A 23,269-nucleotide genomic window follows, 5' to 3' on the forward strand; every position below is an offset into this window, starting at 1 on the left:
CAACAAATTTTAATTTTTACAAAGTGTCGTTCTGCAAAGATATATTTACCACGATTTTCCAAATAGGGCAAAAAGGTTCTCTTCCCTTTTCTGGGACATCTGTTTTTAAAAGGGTTCTTCTAAATTTTTTCCCAGTGCTAAGAACTCTCTCTTTGAGCCTCTCGGCCAGTTCTTCCTCCTTGATAAAAGAAAGAACATAACCCAAGCGCTGGAAAATAGAGACAGGTGTAGAGAAGATTACCTCTGTAGGAAGCTCTTGCCAACTCAGGTGGTTTTTAATCCTTTGAATTACCTCTACTGCTTTTTGAATGCCTCCTATCTCTTTTTCATAGAGGAGCAAATCAACCGCAGTGAGCTCCAAAGAGGCTACCCGTAAAGTTCTTTCCTCTATAGAAAAAGGTAAGGTTTTTCTTTTTACTCCTATTTCTCTTAAGTTTTTGATATCATTTTTGACAAGATAACGAATCTTACTTTGTCCCCTAAAGGAATCTCTCAGCGGAGGTAAGGAGGTTATCACTGTAATTTCATTTGCCTGTAAAGCCTCTTTGGGAGATAGATGTACTTCTACTGCACTGAGCAGGGCTACATAGTATTCCCTTTTTAGGTGTTGCATCAGTGTTTCAATGTAGAAATAGGGTTTTCCCTCTTCTCTGATAGCTTTGTTATCAGTAGCATTACCAATGTCCACAAAACGGACGATGCTATAGATGCCATTCCAAAGAGGCAGGAGCTTTCCTTGTTTTTTAAGTCTCCCTAAAGTGTTGAGAATAGTTTTTTCTTTAAGGTGAGCAAATACCTCTTTTAGCTCCTGCATAGAAAAGCTGTAAATACCCTTTTCCTCCAATGATTGTATCCACTTTCGTATGGTTAGTCCCTTCATATTGAAAATATATATCATTGCAAAACATTTGCAAAAGTACTATATTATTTCTAAAGAGCAAATATATTGGAACAAAAAGTTATCAACAGGAGGACTAAACTTCACTTAGGATATGGTACATAATCAGTTGTGTTAGCTCACAGACTTTCTTTACTGAAAGTTTACCTAACCTTTGTTAGTATTTTCGTTTTTTGAAAGTTTTCTCAGGAAACTCAAAGGCAGTTTCACCATTTTCTTTCAGACATATATAGGCATCGAAAGTGCTGCCTGATTTGCTTTTCATTCCTTTTATCAGAGGTGTTTTTCCTTTTTCAAAGAGCGTTTTGAGCAACTCATCAGTAAGAGATTTGCCACATACATTCCTAAAAAGCACATAACCACAGTCCTCATCAGGGCATTTGGCTACCTTTTCAAACAGTAATAAGGAAGCATTTCTGCATTTAGGACAGGTGATTTTGAGTTTTTCTTTTTGGGGTATATCCATAGCCAAAAACGTATCAGTAAGACTATGGGTATAGGCTTCCATATCCGAAGAAAAACTATCGGGAGAGAGCTCTCCTTGTTCTATCTTTTGCAATTGACTTTCCCATTCGCCTGTAAGGGCAACGTCGGCTATTGTAAGTGATTTTACCCACTCATATACCTGCATTCCTTTATCGGTAGGAATAAGAGACTTTTGTTTGCGTTCAATATAATTACGCTTTAAAAGCGTCTCTATAATAGCGGCACGTGTGGCTGGAGTACCTATACCTGCTCCTTGTAATAACTCACGTTGCGCTTTATCTTCTAAGGTCTTTCCAGCTGTTTCCATAGCCCCCAACAGTCCTGATTCGGTATATAAAGCAGGAGGTTGGGTGGTCTTAGAAAGGATTTCAACGGCTTTAATCTTTATACTTTCTCCTTGTACAAGTTCAGGCAGCACTTGATTGCTATCACCTTCATTGTCTTTTTCACTATCTTTGGCAGTTTCATCAGAGTAAAAACCACCGATAGCGCGCCAACCCGCTTGTAACACTTGAACACCTTTTACCAAGAAGTCAGTGTGCAGAGCCTCCAGTAGAGTCTTTTGCACTTCTTTTACACAGGGTTCAGATACCGCTTCCAAAAGTCGGGTGGCAATCATCTTGTAAATAGTATTTTCTTTTGCCGTAAGGTTGGTAGGAAAGCGCTCTGTAATAAGAAGTCCGTGATGGTCTGTTACTTTCAAATCATTAACCATCTTCTTATTCAGCGCCCCAATTTTCACAAGTTTAGCTTCGTTGGTGTATGCCTCACATTCTTGTAACAAACGTATCAGCTGTGGGATTTCTTCCCATACATCCTCTGAGATGTACTTACTACCAGTACGTGGGTAAGTAATGTATTTTTGCTCGTAGAGACTTTGAGCGATTTGCAGGGTCTCATCGGCTGAAAAGTTCCATTTTTTATTAGCTTCTTTCTGAAGACCTGTTAGATCATAGAGCAAAGGAGGTTGTTCTTTTACCACTTCTTTTTCAGTGGAAATCACCTCGGCCATAGGAGACTTTTCTAATTGTTTTTGTAAGGCTTCAGCTTCTTTTTTATCCTCAATTTTAGCTGAGATACTGAAAAAATCAGTATAGCTTTTTTGGTGCTTGAGTCGTAATTGATAAAAAGGCTTCTTTTGAAAATGTGTGTGATCTAAAAATCTTTTACAAACCATTGCTAAGGTAGGTGTTTGCACCCTACCTAAGGAATAAATCCCTTCACCTACCGCTATACTCAGGGCTTGGGTAGCATTGATACCCACCAGCCAATCAGCCTCACTACGCTTTTGAGCAGAGGCATACAGCAAATCAAAAGCACTTCCTTCTTGCAGATTGGCAAGTCCTGTTTTGATACCTTTTTCGGTTAAGGAGCTAATCCAAAGCCTTTAAAAAGGTTTTTGACAGTGCAAATATTCATAGATATAGCGGAAGATCAGTTCTCCTTCACGACCTGCATCGGTGGCTACAATAATGGAACTACACTTCTTAAAAAGGCTATCAATGATTTTAAGCTGTTTTAAAGCCATAGGGTCTGACCTGTAACCTTTCTTATCCTCAGGAATTTGTTTGGGTACCAAGATAAAGGGGCGAGGTAGAATAGGTAGGTGTTCTCTGTGGAATCCTACACAACCATAAGCCTCTGGAAGGGCTAATTGCACTAAATGTCCCAATGCCCAAGTAACAGCATAATCATTACCTAACAAATATCCATCTTGTTTTTCACTTGCCCCCACTATAGCGGCAATCTCTCTTGCCACACTGGGCTTTTCTGCTAATATAACTTTCATTTTTCTACGTGTATTGAGGTTAAAAATTAGAGTTATACTTTGCGTCCCTTCGACTTCTTAGCAGTTTCTTTTTGAGCTGTTTTTTCTGATTGCTTTTGAGGGCGTTTTTCTTCTTTGGCTTTAGAAGTTTCAGCTTTTTGCTTGGTAGAAGAAACTTTATCAGTAATGTCCTTTTGAGGATTGTTAAAGCTCATCTCTACCTTGCCTTTGTCCTTGTCAAAAGTAAAATAACCGCTATAAGTTTTACCGGCTTTGCTCTGTAAACCTTCTAAATAAATAGGATTACCCTTGCTCAGTTCCTTGTGTTGTTCTTCGGTAAGAGTTACCCCTCGTATGACTGTAGGAGCCTCAGTGAGTTTCTCTTGATTAGCAAGTTTAGGAGCTTTGTCTTCAAAAAGAAATTCCACATAACGCTTGTCGGCATTGAACTGCACAGTTGCGTTAAAAGGCTCTCCTTTTTTAGAGGTCATTCCCTCGACAAACAGAGGCTTGCCTTCTTTGAGCGTTTGTTTTTGCTCCTCAGAGAGTTTGACTCCTTTGATTTCATCGGGGACTTTGATATGTTCACTGCGCAAGGCAATGATTTCATTGGTGAGCCTATCAATACTGATAATAGAAGGGATTTTCTCTTGAGTTTTACTATTGGTAAGCTCAACTGTACGTCCCATATTTCCTGTGGTAAGCAGGTTCTTTTTATCCTCTTCTGAAAACTCGTGACCAAAGAAAGGATAATCCAATTGTGGTTCCTTGCGCATCCCGTGAATGGCTACTGCTACTTTTCCATCAACTTCTCTTAGGGACAGACGAGCATCAAAGCGGGTTACTGTAGAGCCTAAATTGAAACTAATAGGTACCAGTTCATTGGTTTTATAACCTTTTAAGAGGGGCTCTAATAGGTTCCTCTTCTCTAAAGACTCTCGACTCACCCCTAAGTTTTGTAGCGTTTCCCAATCAATAGCATCAGGGTTGTACTTGAGTTCCTCTTGGGCAGGAGTATTTTGAGATTGTGCCTGAGCAGGAGCTTCTTGTGCTTGTGCCTGAGCAGGAGCTTCTTGTGCTTGCGCTTGAGCAGGAGCTTCTTGTACTTGTGCTTGAGCAGGAGCTTCAGGAGGGGTCTGAGCAACGGCAGTCTCTCCTTCTTGTTTTAGAGTAGCTGCTTTTTGCTCTTGTTTGATATACTGCTCAGGAGATACTTCGTACTTCTTGAGGTATTCCTTACCCTTTTCAGTGAGCTTTGCCAGATGGTTTTGAAGTTTTTCTATCGTATTTACCGATTTTTCTATCGGTATTTTAAAGAAAGAAAAACGAGAAGGGTTCTGAGCTTGGCGCATAAAGTTGCTAAAGAAATTAGACAGCATATTACCTTGCTTGTCTACTTTCATAAAGTCATCCAAGGATTTGCTGTCAGCAGGAGCCATTTTTAACTCTCCTTTCTCATCAATTCCTTTTACAGCCTTAAGCTGTTTTTCTTCTTTGTCAAATACTAGTAGGATATCAGATAGTTGTTCATCCACTGGGATTTGATTGTCGTAATTTGCCGTATCGGCGTGTTGATTTTCTGCCATTATTTAAACATCTTTTTTAATTTGGGGGTAAAATTACTCCCTTTGTAAGACGTCTAAGAGAGGCTGTCCTTTTTAGGCATAGTATTTCCGTTTTTGGCTTTTAAGGCTGTTACTGGCACACTGAAATGTTCTCGGATAAATTGATGTACATCCGAAAGCTTGTAGTATATTTTGCCTGATATGGTATAATAAGGCAGTTTGCCATTGGAGCGATACCTTTGCAGGGAACGTGCAGAGATTTTAAAGGTGAGCATCAAGTCTTGATTGTCCAAGAGTTCCTCACCATCCAAGCTGTTTTTGCGTTTTTCAGCTTTGTCTATTTGCTCTTTAAGCAAATCAAAACGATCCATAATACGTTCCATCCACGCTATAAATTCTATTCTGTCGATTTCCATTTTTTATATTTATATTTGTTTAATACTTCGATTGTTAGGTCTTAATCTTAGAACACCTAAAAGTTCTTCTTATCCTTGTGAGTTCTTGTTATCCTCCAAAAGTTCTTTTAGCACACTGCCCATTCCTAAGAGTTGGTCATTTCCCTCTTGAGGGACTAAAATGCCCATTTCCTTTAAGGTGCGGATATAACCTTTTGCGGTGCGTTCCTTTACATCAGTTCGTTTTTGAATTTCTATGTTCAGCTCTTGAACTGTCCACAAAGTTCGCTCTTTAAAAAGAGGAGAAACTAACGAGGCTAAGGTACTGGCTTTATTGGGTTTTTGGTCTTCGTTTTTCTGATTGCCTACATAACTATGCATTCCCAGTTCATTGTTCCATCTAAAAAGTATTTGTGGGGTATCGCTAAGGCTACCATTGCGGATTTTCATCGGTTTGACCGCTGAGATAGGACTGTTCTTCTCCCTTTCGATAGAAAGCACTGCTGTTGCTTTGCGTTGTAGTTCAGAGCCTAAATGACCACGGAGTTTAAGTCCGCTGGGGGTGAGGTGTAACACACATACGATACAGGTTTTGTAATTACCTGCCAAAAGGTAAAGCTCTTCTATGAGTTCCACGCTTTCTTGCTCGTTATTCACAGCGCCAATAAGGTCGGCTATACCATCTATAACCACCAAATGCACTCCTGCACATTGGTAGTAAAAACTCTCCAAGCCTTCACGAATGACCTTTAATCGCTCTCTGCGAGGGAGTTGGGTGAGGCAAAAGGCGTGTAGCAAATCAGGAAGAGAGGTTAGTTTAGCTCTTTTAAGCAGTTTGCTAATATTTTGATAGAGTTGGTCTTGAGACTGTTCTGTATCGAAAAATAGCACCACTTTATCTTTGGGGCAAGGCAGTAGCGTTGTGCCCAATGTGTCAATAGGAAGGTTCTTACTGTTAAGACAACCTGCAATGAGGGCACTTACATAATGACTTTTGCCTGTACCTTCGCCTCCTGTAATACCCAATAAACTACTCTGTACTCCTACGGGTGTTTTGCCAATAGAGATGATTGTTTCTTGCTTTTGGGGAGGTTTATCCCATTGGATTTCGCAGTTTTTAAGCAGTGATAGGCTTTCTTCATAGTGTTTGCTAAGGGTCTGATAAAAGAGTTGCAATAGGTCTCTACCCATTTTACCTTGTGCAAAATAATCGGATATATCTTTATCCTTTTTAGTACCTGAAAGAGGTAAAACTAAACGAAATACTTCTAAAGGTGCTAATAGGGCTTGTTGCTCTAAGGAGGCTCTTTTACCTGTTTCGTCGCTGTCGAACAAAAGGACTAAATGTCGGAATCGCATTTTTAGCTTTTGGAGTTTTTGTGAAGGAATGTGAGCTGTTTCACTATTAAAACAGATAGCCGAAAAGCCTCTACTGGCTAAGCTCATTACATCTTTTTCACCTGCGGTGATAAAAAGAATGTCGCCTTGTAGTGGTAGCTGTGACTCACCAAAGCAGTAATCTTGAGGGCTTCCTCCGTAGAGAAAACGCAATTTAGAAAAGGGACGATAGACCTTTAAGTGTTTTTTAAAAAGGTAGCCGAACATCCACTCGTTATAGGTGGAGGTAATAGTGTAAGGTTTGCCGTCTTTGTTGGTACTTGAATAGCTTTGCAAAGAGATCACGTTGTACTTGTTTAGGATTTCTTGAGTGATGCCATACTTTTGCCAATAGGCTAACTCTTCTTGGGTAAAGGTTTTTTGGGTGAATTGGTAAGAGATAAATTTTTTAGTTTCTGGGGTAGTACTTTCTATGGTGATAGTGGGAGGTATTTGAGGTTTTTGTGTAATTATAGAGGTGGATTCCTCTAAACCCAGATGTAAATCTTGATTGATAATTTTTAGGATTTCGATAAAGTCAGAGGCATTTCGGCAGTCCAATTGATAGAGGTAACCTACTAAGAAAAAACAGTCACCCCTGAAAATATCGTTGCCAAAATCTTTCATCTTATAAATCCCCTGTCTGTCCTTATAGATATTGCAGGAAGCATTTTTATCGTCATAGAAAGGGTTTTTAAAGTTTTTACCTACCCGCCAGTTGCCTTGTAGATAGTGCTGGAAGACTTGTAGCCCTCCTTCGGTTTTACTTAAAATATCTTGCTTTTTCAACATAACCTTTGGCTTTTTGAGTGAGGGATTGCAGGTAGCTTTCAGTGTTTTCTACCGATTGACTGATAAGGAGTTTGCGAATGCTTCCCAAGGTATAGAAATATTGTCCATAGATTTTGGAGTAGGTGATTTCATTGCGTTTGCGCATTCGCCATAGGGTTTTCTCACTTAGGTGGAGATATTGACAGATTTCTTTTTGGTTGAGCCACAAACTATCCCACTCAATAGGCTCTTGTTTGAGTCGGTTTTCAATGCATTGGAGTTGCTCCATAAGAGCTTTCCAAGCGGATTCTTCAATGGTGATTAAATTCATTGCGTATAGGGTTAAATTCTCGGCGGCAAAGTTCTGACAAATACCAAACATAAACTGCCAAGTACTACCCATTGAAATGTGCTTTTTAAGGCAGTTGAAGTGATTTTTATTTATTTTATTAGTTATGAGTGTATTACAAAATAATTGTAACGTATTTTTGGAGTATAAACTACTTTTATAGGAAGAAATGTCTAAAAAATGCCAATGGGCTATAATGGGCTTTTTTTCAGAAATGGAGGTAAAAGTGTGTGTTGGGAGTTTCTATAGAAGAGTTAAATTGAAAATAATGAATATAATATTTTGAATAAATCCTTCTCCCTAAAAAAGGGAAACTGTCTATTTCCCTAAAAAACTGATTAAAAAATGTTTAAACGTTTTTATTTGAAGTTAGCAAAACTACTTTTGATTGGAGTTGTTTATATAAACTAGTAAAGAGGCTTTTACTTCATCAAGGAAAGGGGTGAGACTTTTTGAACGTCCTTTCATACGATGGAAAACATGGTACTGCTCTGCTAATTCTACCTTAAAGAGCTTCTCGAAGACTTTGGTAATCTGACTAATAGGGAGTTTTCCATAAGAGATACATCCAACAGAATGTAATCCATAGATGAGTTCTACTAGTTGGCTTTTTTTGCCTGTCCACTGAAGATTTAGTGCTTCTAAAAGTAGTTTTTCTTCTTTAACTTCAGTACGAAAAAAAAAGATAATCGGAGAGTTCCTTGACAGCCCCTATCTTAGCAACTTCAAAGCTACGACAGGTAGAAAAGGCTCCATCAAAAGAAAACAAATACCCCTCATTGCTTTGAGGAAGGTAATCATAATTGCGAGTAAAATACTCTACATCGCGATTAGTTCTTCCTAAAGCAATGTAACTAAAGAAATCGGTTGCTTCTAAAGTCTCTGACTCTTTAAACCATTGGGCTTCTTTGTTTTTTAGAAACTTTTTAGCTGCCTCAGTAGAGAGTAAAGTTGCTTTACTTTCTATCTGGTAAACCTCATTGTAGAAAATGAGTCTGCTAACCATTTGAGGTTGTACCTCGCGGAAGAAGTATATCTCTTCTGCTTGGTCAGCAAAACCTCGTTGCAGTACCTCTTCCTTGACCTTCTTTAAGAGGTCTTTTAGGAATTGTACCATTTCTAAAGATTCTTTAACCACGGCGGATCCATCCAGCGTGATTTGGCGTTCTCTTACAGCCAATTGGTGTAAAAACACGTTAAACATGATAAATGTATTTAAATTTGTGCTATATTACGAAAAAACAATGACATACGCAAACTTTATTTTTTTTTCATTTTTTTAAATAGCTAAATAAAAGATTTACAATTAGCTCCACGCAAACGTGCGCTGCTGCACGGGCTTCTATGGAAGCCCGTGCAGCAGCGCACGTTTGCGTGTGCAAAGGTAATTTTTTTTGGTTATTTTGTCAAGATGTTGTATCTTTGCACCCAGAAGTTACTGAGAAAATAGGTATAATCAAATGAAATAAGAACCATTACTAAATCGTTACCTACTCTTATTGTAATTCCTGTATTTTCTTTATCTTGAAGAGATTATAAATTTAGTTTCAATTTTTGCAAAAAATTACGCATCGTATGTCAGCAAACACAGTTACTCCTTATGAAAATTCGGCACAAGGCAAAAAACAACAAGTTACTCAAATGTTTAACACCATATCGGGTACGTATGACGGACTAAACCGTGTTATTTCTTGGGGTTCGGATATAAAATGGCGTAAGTTTGTGGTACAGAAAGTAGCTGAAATACACCCTACAGCTGTATTAGATGTCGCTACGGGTACAGGTGATTTGGCCATTGCCCTCACTGAAATAAAAGGGGTAAAAATCACTGGGTTAGACATCTCAGAGGGGATGCTGTCGGTAGGGCGCGAAAAGGTAGCAAAGCGCAATCTTGCTGACCGCATTACCTTAGTACAAGGCGATAGTGAGCAACTGCCCTTTGCTGATGAGACATTTGATGCTGTAACAGTAGGATTTGGGGTGCGTAACTTTGAAGATTTAGAAAAAGGACTTTCTGAAATTAGACGTGTGTTAAAACCTAATGGTCGGTTAGTAGTCTTAGAAACCTCAGTGCCTGAGAAGTTCCCTTTTAGACAGGGATATCATCTGTATACTAACTATGTGATGCCTTTGGTAGGCAAGTTGTTTTCTAAAGACCGATCGGCATACCGATACTTATCTAATTCGGCAATACACTTCCCTTACGGAAAGAAATTTCAAGAGATATTAAACAAGGTAGGCTATCAGCAAACTAAGTATTACCCTAAAACTTTGGGTGGGGTTGCTACCATTTATATTGCAAATAAATAGAAAATAAAATAATAATGAATAATAAAAGTCTGAAAAAAACTCTCTTGCTATTGCTTGTTTGTATGGGTGGATTTCACCTCTATGCTCAGTTTAAACAACCTATGATAAACTTAGAGCATTTTGATGAAAAACGCTTTCAGTGGGGTTATTATTTTGGTGCTAATACTTTTGATTTTAAAATCGATTACAAAGAGCTAAATTATAACAACCCACAGCTACAAGAGATACAAAACGAACGAAAAATAGGTTTTAATGTGGGGCTTACAGGACAGGCGAGACTTATCAAGTATATTGACCTACGTATTGAACCGGGGTTGGTATACAACAAGCGCGTGCTTACTTTCCCCAACTTTACTGAGAGTAGAGATGCCGTACGAGAAGTGCCTTCTACTTATATCTACATACCTTTGTTACTGAAGTTTAGTGCCGATCGTTGGTATAATGTGAAACCCTATGTAACTGCAGGAGCCTCTATGGTTTTCAACCTCAGCAGTAATGCTAATCTAACGATAGACAACAGCGATAGAACTTTCCGCTCTACTAAAAACGTATTTTTCTATGAATTCGGCTTTGGGTTCGATTTCTATACTCATTATTTTAGGGTATCACCTTCGGTAAGAGCTTTGTTTTCTATCAATAATGAGTTAGTACCTGACTACGACCCTAACAGCCGTTGGACAGGCAATCTCAATGGCTTAAAAACGAGAGGATTCTTATTCTGTCTTAACTTTGAATAATATGATAAAGATACTTATAGCAGTAGGTTTTTGCTTAAGCTTAGCCTCATACGGACAAAATTTTAGTTACCCTATGGCGAGTCCGCGCCAAGTGATTACACAACAGTTTTCGGTAAGCCAGATTACTGTAGATTATGGTCGCCCAAGTGTGCGAGGACGTAAAATATTTGGGGAGTTAGTACCCTTTGGCAAAGTATGGCGATTGGGTGCTAATCAGGCTACTAGTATTTCTTTCTTACAGCCAGTAAAATTTGGAGGAAAGCCTGTAAAAAAAGGTGATTATGCTATCTTTGCAATACCTGAAGCCCACCAATGGACAATTATGCTTAACTACGATGCTAATGCGTGGGGCGCTTACAGCTATGACCCTAATGAAAATGCTATAGAATTTACTGTTCCGGTTACACAAACTAAAGATTTGCAAGAATCACTTGAATTTTCGTTTGAGACCCTCTCTAATGAGAAGCTCAACTTGGTTATCCGCTGGGAATACACCAAAGTAGAGATACCTATTGAGATAGACAAGAAAGAAATTATTGAAAAAATAGTAGAACAACTGAAAGAAGTAAAGCAATACGAGCGTGATTTAGAGGGTAAAGACGCTAAATAATAAGGTTTTTAGGTTATGGAAAGAAAGAAAATAGTTCGCAAATACAGTATTTTTGCTATTCTTATAGCATTTTGGTTCATTTTTAGATACTTTCCTACCTTTACTGAGTGGTTTTATAGTGAAGGTATCTATCCTTTTATCGCTAAACTACTACATTTAGCCTTTGGATGGGTGCCCTTTTCTATGGGTGATGTGCTCTATACACTTTTCTTTGTGAGTATCATTATTGGTAGTATGAAGCATTTTAGCAAACTATGGAAAAAACCGCTTTGGACTCTTGATAAAGTAGTTAGCAAAATCATTCGTATTGCATTGGCTTTCTTTATCTTATGGGGTTTCAACTACTTTAGAATGCCCTTATCGGAGCGGCTTGGTATCAGTACTACTTACACTGAAGCTCAGCTGTATAAGGCTACAGAGGAAGCTATAGTTCGTGCCAATGGATTGCACCAACAATTAGCCCTCAATGATAGTACTAAGGTAACCTTACCTTTCACCCACGATGAAATTTACCGTATCGCTCACGAAGCCTATCCTCTAGAAAAAAATGGTATCACCGATTTTCACGCTATCAAGAGTGTGAAATCATCATTATACAGCAAGTTACTTACTTATATGGGCTATAGTGGCTACCTAAATCCTTTTACTAACGAGGCACAAGTAAACCGTAAAATGGTAGGTTATGCTATCCCTGTGACAGCTTGCCACGAGGTAGCCCACCAAATGGGTTATGCTGCTGAAGAAGAAGCTAATTATTTAGGATATTTGGCAGCTAAGAAGATAGAAAATCCTTATTTCAGATATAGTGCTGCTCTTTTTGCTTTGCGTTATCTACTATCAGAAGTTGCAAAAGTTTCTCCTGAAAAATACGACAATTATTACGTGCAAGTACGCAAAGGCATTTTGGAAAATTACAAAGAAGTACGCCTTTTCTGGCAACAATATAAAAATAAAGCTGAACCTGTATTCAAGTCCAGCTATGATGTTTTTCTGAAAGCCAACAAACAAAGTGCTGGCATTGATAGCTATGATTTAGTAGTGGGGCTTATCATTAATGATAAATAACAAACTACAAGAATTTGTTAAGCTCCATTAGTAGTTCTTTACTATCTCTGAAGCCCTCTCCACGCCAAATAAGGCTAAAGTTATTGAAGATAATAACTGTAGGCAAAGTGCTTATTTTTAATGCTTTACTAAGTTCCTTATTCCTATTTATCTCTACTTTTACTACCTTTACGCGGTCTTTGAGTGCAGCTGATACTTCGCGCAATTCGCTGTCCATACGCAATGAGTTTTCTATCCCTTCAGAGTAAAAACAAATAAGTACAGGGGTATTCACATTGATGATATCTCCAAATTTTTCCATTTTCTTTTTAGTAATAATAATCGCACAAATGTACAACTATTTTTTGAAATACAAACTTTTTTGCTGAAAATTAGTATTTTGCCGATTATTTAGCTATTTATTAGTTATTTTTTAATTGCTAATTATTAATAGTTTTGTACCTTTGCCCTTGCTATGATACGAAAAATATTTTCTTTTATTTATTCTACTAAGTTGATGGCAGTGCTTTTCATAGGTTATGCTATCGCTATGGCTGCAGGCACTTTCATAGAAAATAGCTACGATATGGAAGCAGCACGTATTTGGGTGTACAACACTTGGTGGTTTGAAACTATTACGCTGCTTTTTGTCATCAATTTTATAGGAAATATCAAGCGTTTTCAGTTGTTAAAAAAACAAAATTGGGCAGTGCTTGTGCTCCATTTAGCGTGGATTTTTATCATCATAGGAGCTGGAATTACTCGTTATATTAGCGATGAAGGTACTCTATCATTACGCGAAAGCGAAACTACTGACTCTTATCTGTCAGACCGCACTTATATCACAGCAATGGTAGATGGTATATTTGAAGGACAACCGCTGCGAAAAAAGCAACAAAAGGAAGTGCTCTTCTCAGTACACACGCAAAATCATTACCACTGGACTTCTGATTTCAAAGGGAAACCTTTTGAGATAAAATACATTAGTTTTTCAGCACCAACCCAAGGAATGAATGCCCTAACATTGGAAATATCATCAGGAGGTGAGCGGCAACAAGTAACTATTATGGGGCGCAAAGGGATGGTACATCCACCCATAACGGTAAAACTCAACCAATTGGACTTTCATCTAAGCTATGGGAGTATCTATGTGGCAATGCCTTTCAGTATCAAACTAGATGACTTTATAGCCGAGAAATACCCAGGTACTGAAAATAGTTATTCGTCTTTCAAAAGCAAAGTGACTATAAGCAGCAAAGATGAGACCTTTGACGAAGATATTTATATGAACCACATACTCAACTACAAGGGTTATCGCCTATTTCAATCGTCATTTCACCCAGATGAAAAAGGCACTATCTTATCAGTAAATCACGATTTCTGGGGTACACTTGTTACTTATACAGGCTATATACTACTTTTTGGAGGACTATTAGCTTTTATGTGGGTAGGAAAATCAAGGTTTAAAAGACTCAATCAACAGTTGCGCACTCTTCAGCAAAAACGTAGTCTCGCAGTATTGCTGCTATTATTATATAGTGCAGTAGCCTCTGCACAAAATGAGTTACCGGTACCCGACAAGGCACACGCAGCCAAATTTGGGGCTTTGCTTATTCAAGATGATGGTAGGTTTAAGCCTATCAACACTTTTTCGTCTGAACTGCTCAGAAAATTGAGCAAACACGATACTTACAAAGGGATGAATGCCGACCAAGCACTGCTTTCTATGTTGTTAAGCCCGCAAGCGTGGATGCAAGAAGAGATTATATATGTAAAAAAAGCCAATGATAGTCTGCATCGCTTTCTGAATGTAGCAGAAGGGCGCAAATGGATTCAACCAAATAACCTATTTGACGCTAAAGGGCAATATAAACTCGCCCCCTTACTAAACGACATATATAACACCAATAACCCTAACCAATTTCAGAAAGATTTTAAAGAAGTAGACCAACGTATTAGCTTACTAAACAGAGCATTATATGGTGATATTTTTAAAATATTCCCCCTACCCCTCTCTGATAACCACCGTTGGATTTCGCACTTAGACTATGTACGCGACACTCTTTTGATAAGTGACACACAGTATAAACAATTTGTCAAAAATGCACTGCCTGCTTATCTTATCTTAGTACGCGAAGGTATAAACACTGGGGACTACAGTCGTGCTGAAAAAGTATTAGACAACATACGTTTGCAGCAAAAGTTTTATTCAGCAAAGGTATTGCCTTCGCCTACAAAAGTGGCGGTAGAACTATGGTATAATAAGATAAACATCTTTGAGCAGCTTTTTCAAGGATATTTATATGTAGGTACACTGCTCTTTATAGTGTTATTACTACAGATTTTCATTCAGCATCGCATTTTCAATCTATTTACTAAAATAGGTATTTTCATCTTGTGGATTTTCTTCATCGCACACACACTGGGACTGATAGCCCGCTGGTACATATCGGGGCACGCCCCTTTCAGCGATGCTTATGAGAGTATGATATATGTAGGGTGGTCGGCTATGGGGGCTGGTTTAGTATTCACAAGACGGTCACCCCTAACGGTAGCCGCTACTGCTTTCGTAACAGCTATGATTCTGATGATTGCCCATTGGAATTGGATGGATCCTGCCATCGGCACTCTACAGCCTGTACTAAATAGTTATTGGCTGATGTTACACGTAGCAATAATAGTGGGTAGCTATGGTCCTTTCACACTGGGTATAATATTGGGTATCATCAATTTAAGTCTGATGATAATAACTACTCGAAAGAATACCGCCAAACTCAATGCTATACAAGAAGAGCTAACCATAGTAAATGAACTATCACTAACCGTAGGATTGGTAATGCTAACCATTGGCAATTTTTTAGGTGCAATGTGGGCAAATGAGAGCTGGGGACGCTACTGGGGGTGGGATCCTAAAGAAACATGGGCACTTATCAGCATAATGATATATGGCTTAGTGATTCACCTACGGCTAATACCGAAAATGCAACACCGTTGGGTATTTAACTTTGCCAGTGTAATAGCTTACTTCAGTATACTGATGACCTATTTTGGAGTGAATTTTTACCTCAGCGGCATGCATAGTTATGCTTCGGGCGAACAAATCATTACCCCTGACTTTGTATATTATGCTGTAGGAGGGGTATGTCTATTAGGAGGTATTTCGGCTTGGAGAGCAAAGCTAATTTGCTAAATTGCCAATTGTTTTTTACCTTTGCGGCAAATTTTAATTTTTTATGAATCTACATTTTGACATCGTGGAGATAGTCTCTGCTACTATGGTACTATTTGCGGTAATTGATATTATCGGGAGTGTACCTATTATCATCAATCTACGTAAGAAAGCAGGACGCATACAATCCGAAAAAACCGCTATTGTGGCAGGCGTCTTATTAGTACTTTTCTTATTTATAGGCAAGCAATTGCTAAATCTATTCGGTGTAACGGTTGAAGCCTTTGCTGTTGCAGGATCTTTCATCTTGTTTTTCTTAGCCTTAGAAATGATTTTGGGTATCACCTTATACAAAGGTACTACCCCTGAATCTGCCTCTATTATTCCTCTTGCTTTCCCTATAGTAGCGGGGGCTGGCTCTCTTACTACAGTATTGTCACTCAGAGCTAAATATGAAGTTGAAAATATTATTATGGCTATTATTATCAATATTATAATCGTATATGTGGTACTGAAATCATCAGAACGAATAGAGAAATCTTTGGGCAAACAGGGTACTACTGTTGTTCACAACTTCTTTGGAGTGATACTATTAGCCATAGCTGTCAATCTATTTACTACCAATATCAAAACAATGTTATTTACTACCGAAACACCCGTACATAACGAGCAAAAAACAACAACACCCAACACTGACCCTAATGACAACAAACAAACTCATAACGAGTACTTTTATAACCCTAATATCTAAAACAAAATGCTAAACAAAGAAGATAATTTTTTCCTCTTAGCAGGTCCTTGCGCTATAGAAGGAGAGGAAATGGCTATGAAAATAGCCGAACGCATTGTTACTATCACTCATAAACTGAATATTCCTTATACTTTCAAAGGAAGTTTTAAAAAAGCTAACAGAAGTAGGATTGATTCATTTACAGGCATAGGTGATGAGAAAGCACTAAAAATATTGCAAAAGGTAGGACAAACTTTTGGTGTGCCTACTGTTACCGACATTCACCAAGTAAGTGATGCTACCCTTGCTGCCGAATATGTAGATGTACTACAGATACCGGCTTTCTTAGTACGCCAAACTGACTTAGTAGTAGCGGCCGCCGAAACAGGCAAGGTAGTAAACCTAAAAAAAGGACAGTTTATGAGTCCTGAAAGTATGCAGTTTGCGGTACAAAAGGTTTTCGATAGTGGCAACAAAAAAGCCCTCATCACCGATAGAGGAACAATGTTTGGTTACCAAGACCTAATTGTTGATTTTAGGGGTATCCCTACGATGCGGCAGTTCGCCCCTGTAATAATGGATGTAACTCACTCTTTACAACAGCCTAACCAACAGACAGGAGTAACAGGAGGCAGACCTGATATGATTGAAACTATAGCTCGAGCTGCTATCGTAAACAATGCTGATGGACTATTTATAGAAACCCATTTCGACCCTGCTAATGCTCTAAGCGATGGGGCTAATATGCTACACCTCGACCTACTTGAAGGACTTTTAACGCGATTGGTTGCCATTCGCAAAACTATCAACGAATTCTAATGAATTATTCTAACGCGCTCTCTAACCCTATTTTCTCTCTAATAAGTACTATTTCCAGCCAAATGGCATTGGAAAGCTATGTAATTGGTGGCTTTGTCCGAGATTTCTTACTGCAAAAGAAATTGCCTAAAGACATTGACATCGTCTCTATCGGCAGTGGTATTTCATTAGCTGAAAAAGTAGCTGAGCAATTGCCTAATAGCCCCAAAGTATCGGTGTTTAAGAACTTTGGTACCGCTATGATAAAAGCAGATGGTTTAGATATTGAGTTTGTAGGGGCAAGACGTGAAAGCTATGAGTCTAATTCGCGCAAACCTTATGTAGAGAGTGGGACACTACAAGATGACCAAAATAGGCGTGACTTTACCATTAACGCTATGGCTTTTTCGCTCAATAAAGATACTTTCGGCGAGTTGATAGATCCGTTTGACGGGTTAGGCGACTTAGAAAGAAGGCTCATTCGTACTCCTTTAGACCCAGATATCACCTACTCAGACGACCCTCTTCGTATGATGCGTGCTATCAGATTTGCTACACAACTAAACTTTCAGATAGAAGATACTTCACTTAATGCTATTAGCAAAAACAAAGAGCGACTACAAATCATCTCTAACGAGCGCATAGTAGATGAACTACATAAGATATTATTAGCTGCTAAACCCTCTATCGGACTAAAACTCTTATACGAAACCGGATTATTGCACTATATACTGCCTGAGCTTATCGCTCTACAAGGAGTACAAGAGCAAGACGGACAAAAGCATAAGGATAATTTTTGGCATACTTTGGAAGTGGTAGATAATATAGCAGAGCATACCGATAACTTATGGTTGCGTTGGGCTGCACTACTACACGACATAGGCAAAGCTCCTACCAAACGCTTTGACAAGAAAATAGGCTGGACATTTCACGGACACGAATTTATAGGCAGTAAGATGGTATACCACCTTTTCAAAAAGCTACGTATGCCACTAAATGACAAAATGAAGTATGTACAGAAAATAGTAAAGATGAGTTCGCGCCCTATCGTTATAGCTGAAGACATCGTTACAGATTCAGCTGTAAGGCGTTTAGTTTTTGATGCAGGAGAAGAATTTGAAGACTTAATGACACTCTGCGAAGCCGACATCACTACTAAAAACTCTAAAAAGTTTAAAAAATATCACGATAATTTCCAAATAGTGCGTCAAAAAGTAGTAGAAGTAGAAGAAAAAGACCACATTCGCAACTTCCAACCTCCTATTTCTGGAGAAGAAATAATGCAAACTTTCGGATTACCCCCTTCACAACCAGTAGGCGTTCTAAAAGAAGCTATCAAAGAAGCCATATTAGAAGGCAAAATACCTAATGAATACCAAGCTGCTAAGGCATTTATGATGGAAAAAGCTAAAAATATGAAATTAATAATGGCGAATGATTAATCATTCGCCATTATTCTTACATATCGTATGTAGCCTTTACCATTTATCTTCGTGTTAAGATTTTCTGTTTTAAGCTCTACTTCAGCATCCTGAGTGTAATATTTATTATCTTCTACTGCTGTTTCAAAGCGTATTTTATAACCTTTATTCAGCTTACTATCTTCTATAGTAATCACTCTTACAGCGCGCTCTCCCCCACTAATCGTAGCTCCTGTGATACCATCAATAGTTTGCCGCTTGCCATAAAACTTCCACCATTCAGTTAGTTCACTATACCACTCAGGGTCATCACCAAGCACCTGTAAGGTCTGTTCGTATTTCCCTTGAGGATTTATCAGCGAAGCTACAATATAAGCTCCATCTCCTTTATAATTAGTAAGTTGTATTAAGCATTTGTATTTTTTAGACGTTGTCTGTTGTACAAATGAGGCTGTGAACAAAGCCACTACAGCTACTAAAGCAGTTATTAAGTATTTCTTTTTCATCTAAATTACTATTTTAAAAATTCAACATTTATTCCTTTAAGGGCTTCGTTTTCTTTGGCTAATTCATATAGTGTCTCACCTAAATCAGTAAGAACGTTTTTGTCTGCCCCTTTGCTAAGTAAAAAGTTTATCACTTCCACATTCTTAGCTATCATAACAGCTTTTTGCAACGGAGAAAGCCCCTCATTATTCTTCTTATTTATATCGAGTGGATAAGCACTCAATTTTTCTAAAAATTCTAATTTACCTCTTTTTACAGCTGTGTGATAAAGCGTATTACCCTCGTTATCAACCATCTGTATATCAGCCCCTTTGCTTATCAGTAGGTCTACCATAGGCAAACTATTATTTTCAAAAGCCAATTGCAGAGCCGTATACCCTTCTTTGCTTCGAACGTTAATATTATTCGCAGCATCAAGCAAGAGCGCTGCTATTTCAGAGGTATTGAGGGCAGCTGCATTCATAAGAGGCGTTCTACCTTCATTATTAGCTTGAGCAGGGTCATTACCTTTTTCCAAAAGATAAGAGAGTACCTCTGTATCGCGATTTTTACCTGCCACTATATAAAGTGGTGTTATACCATCACTATTCACCTGATTAGGTTTTACCCCCAATTGTTCTAAATATTCAAAGAAATCACGTTTATTAGCAGTACGTCTAAAACCTCTGGCAGCTGCAAAAAACGCATTCTCACCCTTCTTATTTACATTTTTAGGGTTTATTTTCTTCTTTATCAGAGCTTCTATTATACTTTTATTGCCCATTGTAGCAGCATAATAGATAGCATTATTCCCATTTGTGTCTGTAGAAGTGAGTTTCAGCCCTTTTTTAATGAAATAATCAGCTTGTTTGAGGTCTTTTAGGTGAGGAATGAGCATCAACAACAAATTTGCACCATCAGAATTGGTTTCTTTTAGGTTCGCTCCACTTTTCAGCTGTAATTCATAAAGCTCCTTATCTGCCTGTCCCCCTACGGCAGCAAAAAGTATAGGAGTAAACTGACGAGAGTCGCGACGGTTTACATCAGCCCCTTTACTGATAAGGTATTTCATCACAGGCTGATTATTCTGAAAAGCAGCCCAATGCAGATAAGTACGCTTATCGTGAGTGATTTTATTTACACCATTCCCCTCTAAATCAATAAGATAAGTAATAGTTTCATAAGGAGCAGCATTAAGTATTGCCATAGAAGTAGCATCAAAAGCACGAGCGTTAAAAGCTGTCGGACTATTACCCTCAGCTATCGCTTGTTGCACTTGTGCTACCGAAGGCTTTTGCTTCCAATACGCTTCGGTCAGCAAGACATTCGTCTGTGCCCTCATAGTAAGCCCCATAAACACAAGGCATCCTATAAAAAGTTTTCTCATAAAAACCGTTATTTAGAATTAATCGCGGCAAAGATACAAATTAATAACAAATAATAAATATCCATCGACAATTTATTTTCCCTTTACTTCAGATATACCTACACCGAACGATGAGCGAACAATGAGCGAAGGATAAGCGAAGGATAAACGAAGAAAAACTGAACTCAACCATTTAATAAAAAACTATAACTTTTTGCTTGTTACGTATAAAATTACTACTTTTGCAGCCTCAATATTATTTTATTGTTAATTGAAAATATATGACTTCACAAGAAATAAGACAGCAATTCCTAAAATTCTTTGAGAGCAAAGGGCATACTATCGTACCTTCTGCTCCTATGGTTATTAAAAACGACCCTACCCTGATGTTCACTAACGCGGGTATGAACCAGTTTAAAGAGTTTTTCCTCGGCAATGCTAAACCTAAACAAACACGTGTGGTAGATACTCAAAAATGTTTGCGCGTATCGGGCAAGCACAACGACCTCGAAGAGGTAGGGCGCGATACCTATCACCATACGATGTTCGAGATGCTCGGCAACTGGTCTTTTGGCGACTACTTCAAAAAAGAAGCCATTAGCTGGGCGTGGGAACTGCTGACTGAAGTATATAAAATACCAAAAGAACACCTATACGTAACGGTATTTGAAGGTAGCGAGGAAGAGGGCGTGCCTTTCGACCAAGAAGCCTACGATATATGGAAAGAACGTATCGCTGAAGACCATATTTTACTCGGAAATAAGAAAGATAACTTCTGGGAAATGGGCGATCAAGGTCCTTGTGGCCCTTGTACCGAAATACACGTAGATATTCGTTCTGATGAAGAAAAAGTCAAAATAGCAGGGCGCAACTTGGTCAATAATGACCACCCTCAAGTGATTGAGATTTGGAACAACGTATTTATGGAGTTCAACCGCAAAGCCGATGGCAGCCTCGAGAAACTCCCTTCTAAAAACGTCGATACAGGTATGGGCTTCGAGCGCCTCTGTATGGTATTGCAGAAAAAGCAATCTAACTACGACACCGATGTTTTTACTCCGCTAATTCAAAAAGTAGAAGAGATAACCAAAAGCAAATACTATAGCGGCAGCAATGTAAGTGCCGAACAAGAGCAGATAAATATTGCCATTCGCGTAATTTCAGACCATATCAGGGCGGTGGCTTTTGCCATAGCCGACGGGCAGTTGCCTTCTAATAACGGAGCTGGTTATGTAATACGCCGTATTTTGCGTCGTGCTATCCGCTATGGTTTCACTTTCTTAAACCAAAAAGAACCTTTTATCTATAAGCTGGTAGAAACGCTCACCAAACAAATGGGCAGCACTTTCCCCGAATTAGAAAAACAGGCATTTATCATTATGAATGTGATAAAAGAAGAGGAAAACTCTTTCTTGCGCACACTCGAACAAGGATTGCTAATGCTCGATGTGATGATACAAAACACTACCAATAAGCAATTGTCAGGTAGCAAAGCTTTTGAGTTATACGACACTTACGGTTTCCCTAAAGATTTAACTGCTCTTATACTTTCTGAAAAAGGATTGACTTTAGACGAGGCAGGCTTTGAAGAGAACCTACAAAAGCAAAAAGAGCGTTCACGTGCAGCTGCCCAAGTAAAAGCAGGCGACTGGGTTGTCCTTCGCGATGACGAAGAAGAAGAATTTATCGGCTACGATACCTTAGAGGCTGTGGTACGCCTTGTGAAATACCGCAAAGTGGAGAGCCAAAAAGACGGCACTCACTACCAATTGGTGTTCAATACCACTCCTTTCTATGCTGAAGGAGGCGGACAAGTAGGCGACAAAGGTACGCTACAGTCGGCTAATGGCGAGTTGGTGTACATATTAGACACTAAAAAGGAGAACAACCTTATCATACACATAGCAGAGCACTTGCCCGAAAACCTAACCGACCCATTTAAGGCTGAAGTTCACTCTATAGCTCGCCAAATGGCAGAGGCTAACCACAGTGCTACCCACCTATTGCACCAAGCCTTGCGCGAGGTATTGGGTACGCACGTAGAGCAGAAAGGGTCTCGCGTATCGCCAGAAACCCTTCGTTTCGACTTCTCTCACTTTGCTAAAATGACTGATGAAGAATTAAGCGAAGTAGAACGCATAGTAAACAGACGTATTTGGGAAAAGATACCATTACAAGAGCACCGCAATATACCTATACAACAAGCGATAGAAGCGGGGGCTATGGCGCTATTTGGCGAAAAATATGGCGACCACGTGCGAATGATACAATTCGGCGACAGTAGAGAGCTTTGTGGAGGGACTCACGTAAAAAATACTGGTGATATATGGTTCTTCAAAATCCTTTCAGAAGGAGCCGTTGCAGCTGGTATTCGTAGGATAGAAGCCATCACTTCTGGAGGGGCTATGAAGTACTTTGCAGAGCAAGAAAAGTTAGTTGATAACATCAAATCTACCCTCAAAAACGCACAAGACCCTATCAAAGCCATCGTACACCTACAAGAAGAGAATGTCCAACTGCAAAAAGAGTTAGAGTTACTGAAGAAAGAGCAAGCTAAGAACCTAAAAGTATCTCTGAAAAACGAATTTGCTCCTATCAATGGGGTGCAATGCCTTATCAAACAACTCGATTTAGATACAGCTACCCTCAAAGACCTTGCTTTTCAGTTAGGCAATGAGGTAGAAAATCCGTTTATCTTATTCGGTTCAGCATACGAAGGCAAAGCCTTATTATTGTGCTATATCGGCAAAGAGCTTGCCCAAGCCAAAGGGTTAGATGCCGGCAAAATAGTAAGAGAGTTAGGCAAATACATACACGGCGGCGGCGGCGGACAGCCTTTCTTTGCTACAGCGGGCGGTAAAAACCCCGAAGGCATAGCCGAAGCCCTCGAAAAAGCACAGACGCTCGTTAGGGGGTAGTTGTTAGAACAAATTCGCTAATGGGTAAATTTGCTAATTAATAATTATTTTGTACCTTTGCACAAAATCAT

General features: G+C 38.9%; 18 protein-coding genes and 2 pseudogenes. 9 read left to right on the top strand and 11 right to left on the bottom strand.

The window, feature by feature from the left end; genetic code table 11:
• Nucleotides 1-16: 16 nt before the first annotated feature.
• The 8 genes and pseudogenes from C8P65_RS06135 to C8P65_RS12355 all read right to left on the bottom strand — a co-directional run bounded on the left by C8P65_RS06135 (nt 17) and on the right by C8P65_RS12355 (nt 8,813).
• Nucleotides 17-880, bottom strand: coding sequence for a type IV toxin-antitoxin system AbiEi family antitoxin domain-containing protein (locus C8P65_RS06135; protein ID WP_107782116.1), 864 nt, complete (start codon nt 878-880; stop codon nt 17-19).
• Between the two features lie 175 nt (nt 881-1,055).
• Nucleotides 1,056-3,173: pseudogene (locus C8P65_RS06140) on the bottom strand (type IA DNA topoisomerase).
• Nucleotides 3,174-3,205: 32 nt separating this feature from the next.
• Nucleotides 3,206-4,738, bottom strand: a complete 1,533-nt coding sequence (locus C8P65_RS06145) for a DUF3945 domain-containing protein (RefSeq protein WP_107782053.1) — start codon at nt 4,736-4,738, stop codon at nt 3,206-3,208.
• A gap of 53 nt (nt 4,739-4,791) precedes the next feature.
• Nucleotides 4,792-5,133, bottom strand: a complete 342-nt coding sequence (locus C8P65_RS06150; RefSeq protein ID WP_009389008.1) for a helix-turn-helix domain-containing protein — start codon at nt 5,131-5,133, stop codon at nt 4,792-4,794.
• A gap of 69 nt (nt 5,134-5,202) precedes the next feature.
• Nucleotides 5,203-7,281, bottom strand: a complete 2,079-nt coding sequence (locus C8P65_RS06155) for a bifunctional DNA primase/helicase (protein ID WP_107782054.1) — start codon at nt 7,279-7,281, stop codon at nt 5,203-5,205.
• The gene (locus C8P65_RS06160) at nt 7,253-7,663 is read right to left on the bottom strand and encodes a helix-turn-helix domain-containing protein (RefSeq protein ID WP_107782055.1); all 411 of its coding nucleotides are present in this window, start codon (nt 7,661-7,663) and stop codon (nt 7,253-7,255) included. The genes C8P65_RS06155 and C8P65_RS06160 overlap by 29 nt, the downstream gene beginning before the upstream one ends.
• A gap of 324 nt (nt 7,664-7,987) precedes the next feature.
• Nucleotides 7,988-8,317, bottom strand: coding sequence for an RteC domain-containing protein (locus C8P65_RS12350; protein WP_107782056.1), 330 nt, complete (start codon nt 8,315-8,317; stop codon nt 7,988-7,990).
• A complete protein-coding gene (locus tag C8P65_RS12355; RefSeq protein ID WP_107782057.1) occupies nt 8,277-8,813 on the bottom strand; it encodes an RteC domain-containing protein in 537 nt (178 codons plus the stop codon). Before C8P65_RS12355 ends, C8P65_RS12350 begins: the two co-directional genes overlap by 41 nt.
• Before the next feature lie 371 nt (nt 8,814-9,184).
• On the opposite strand from C8P65_RS12355, the gene ubiE reads away from it, so the two are divergent.
• From ubiE to C8P65_RS06190, 4 genes are read left to right on the top strand one after another with little or no spacing between them, the layout of a single operon-like run.
• Nucleotides 9,185-9,919 carry a bifunctional demethylmenaquinone methyltransferase/2-methoxy-6-polyprenyl-1,4-benzoquinol methylase UbiE gene (ubiE, locus tag C8P65_RS06175; protein WP_107782058.1) on the top strand — a complete coding sequence of 245 codons (735 nt, stop codon included), beginning with the start codon at nt 9,185-9,187 and terminating at the stop codon, nt 9,917-9,919.
• 14 nt (nt 9,920-9,933) lie between these two features.
• A complete protein-coding gene (porT, locus tag C8P65_RS06180; protein WP_107782059.1) occupies nt 9,934-10,656 on the top strand; it encodes a type IX secretion/gliding motility protein PorT/SprT in 723 nt (240 codons plus the stop codon).
• Nucleotide 10,657: 1 nt separating this feature from the next.
• On the top strand, nt 10,658-11,266 hold the full coding sequence (locus tag C8P65_RS06185; protein ID WP_211305889.1) for a DUF2911 domain-containing protein: 609 nt from the start codon (nt 10,658-10,660) through the stop codon (nt 11,264-11,266).
• A gap of 15 nt (nt 11,267-11,281) precedes the next feature.
• Nucleotides 11,282-12,331, top strand: coding sequence for a DUF3810 domain-containing protein (locus C8P65_RS06190; RefSeq protein ID WP_107782060.1), 1,050 nt, complete (start codon nt 11,282-11,284; stop codon nt 12,329-12,331).
• A 4-nt stretch (nt 12,332-12,335) separates the two neighbouring features.
• On the opposite strand, the gene C8P65_RS06195 is transcribed toward C8P65_RS06190, so the two are convergent.
• The gene (locus C8P65_RS06195) at nt 12,336-12,632 is read right to left on the bottom strand and encodes a thioredoxin family protein (protein WP_009388993.1); all 297 of its coding nucleotides are present in this window, start codon (nt 12,630-12,632) and stop codon (nt 12,336-12,338) included.
• 195 nt (nt 12,633-12,827) lie between these two features.
• Here C8P65_RS06195 and C8P65_RS06200 point away from each other — a divergent pair, with 195 nt between their 5' ends.
• The 4 genes and pseudogenes from C8P65_RS06200 to C8P65_RS06215 all read left to right on the top strand — a co-directional run bounded on the left by C8P65_RS06200 (nt 12,828) and on the right by C8P65_RS06215 (nt 18,449).
• The gene (locus tag C8P65_RS06200) at nt 12,828-15,500 is read left to right on the top strand and encodes a cytochrome c biogenesis protein (RefSeq protein ID WP_107782118.1); all 2,673 of its coding nucleotides are present in this window, start codon (nt 12,828-12,830) and stop codon (nt 15,498-15,500) included.
• A gap of 43 nt (nt 15,501-15,543) precedes the next feature.
• A pseudogene (locus tag C8P65_RS06205) lies at nt 15,544-16,122 on the top strand (MarC family protein); the annotation flags it as partial.
• Between the two features lie 114 nt (nt 16,123-16,236).
• On the top strand, nt 16,237-17,028 hold the full coding sequence (kdsA, locus tag C8P65_RS06210) for a 3-deoxy-8-phosphooctulonate synthase (RefSeq protein ID WP_107782062.1): 792 nt from the start codon (nt 16,237-16,239) through the stop codon (nt 17,026-17,028).
• Nucleotides 17,028-18,449, top strand: a complete 1,422-nt coding sequence (locus C8P65_RS06215; protein WP_107782063.1) for a CCA tRNA nucleotidyltransferase — start codon at nt 17,028-17,030, stop codon at nt 18,447-18,449. The genes kdsA and C8P65_RS06215 overlap by 1 nt, the downstream gene beginning before the upstream one ends.
• Here the strand turns inward: C8P65_RS06215 and C8P65_RS06220 are convergent.
• A complete protein-coding gene (locus C8P65_RS06220; protein WP_107782064.1) occupies nt 18,446-18,934 on the bottom strand; it encodes a DUF2271 domain-containing protein in 489 nt (162 codons plus the stop codon). The two genes, C8P65_RS06215 and C8P65_RS06220, sit on opposite strands and share 4 nt — an antisense overlap.
• An 8-nt stretch (nt 18,935-18,942) precedes the next feature.
• A complete protein-coding gene (locus C8P65_RS06225; RefSeq protein WP_107782065.1) occupies nt 18,943-20,301 on the bottom strand; it encodes an ankyrin repeat domain-containing protein in 1,359 nt (452 codons plus the stop codon).
• A 260-nt stretch (nt 20,302-20,561) separates the two neighbouring features.
• Between C8P65_RS06225 and alaS the strand changes: the two genes are divergently transcribed.
• Nucleotides 20,562-23,198: an alanine--tRNA ligase gene (gene alaS, locus C8P65_RS06230; RefSeq protein WP_107782066.1), complete on the top strand. Its 2,637-nt coding sequence runs from the start codon at nt 20,562-20,564 to the stop codon at nt 23,196-23,198.
• The last annotated feature ends 71 nt before the right edge of the window (nt 23,199-23,269 follow it).

Origin of the sequence: Capnocytophaga leadbetteri, assembly GCF_003054025.1 — a bacterium.
Classification (GTDB): Bacteria; Bacteroidota; Bacteroidia; order Flavobacteriales; family Flavobacteriaceae; genus Capnocytophaga; species Capnocytophaga leadbetteri.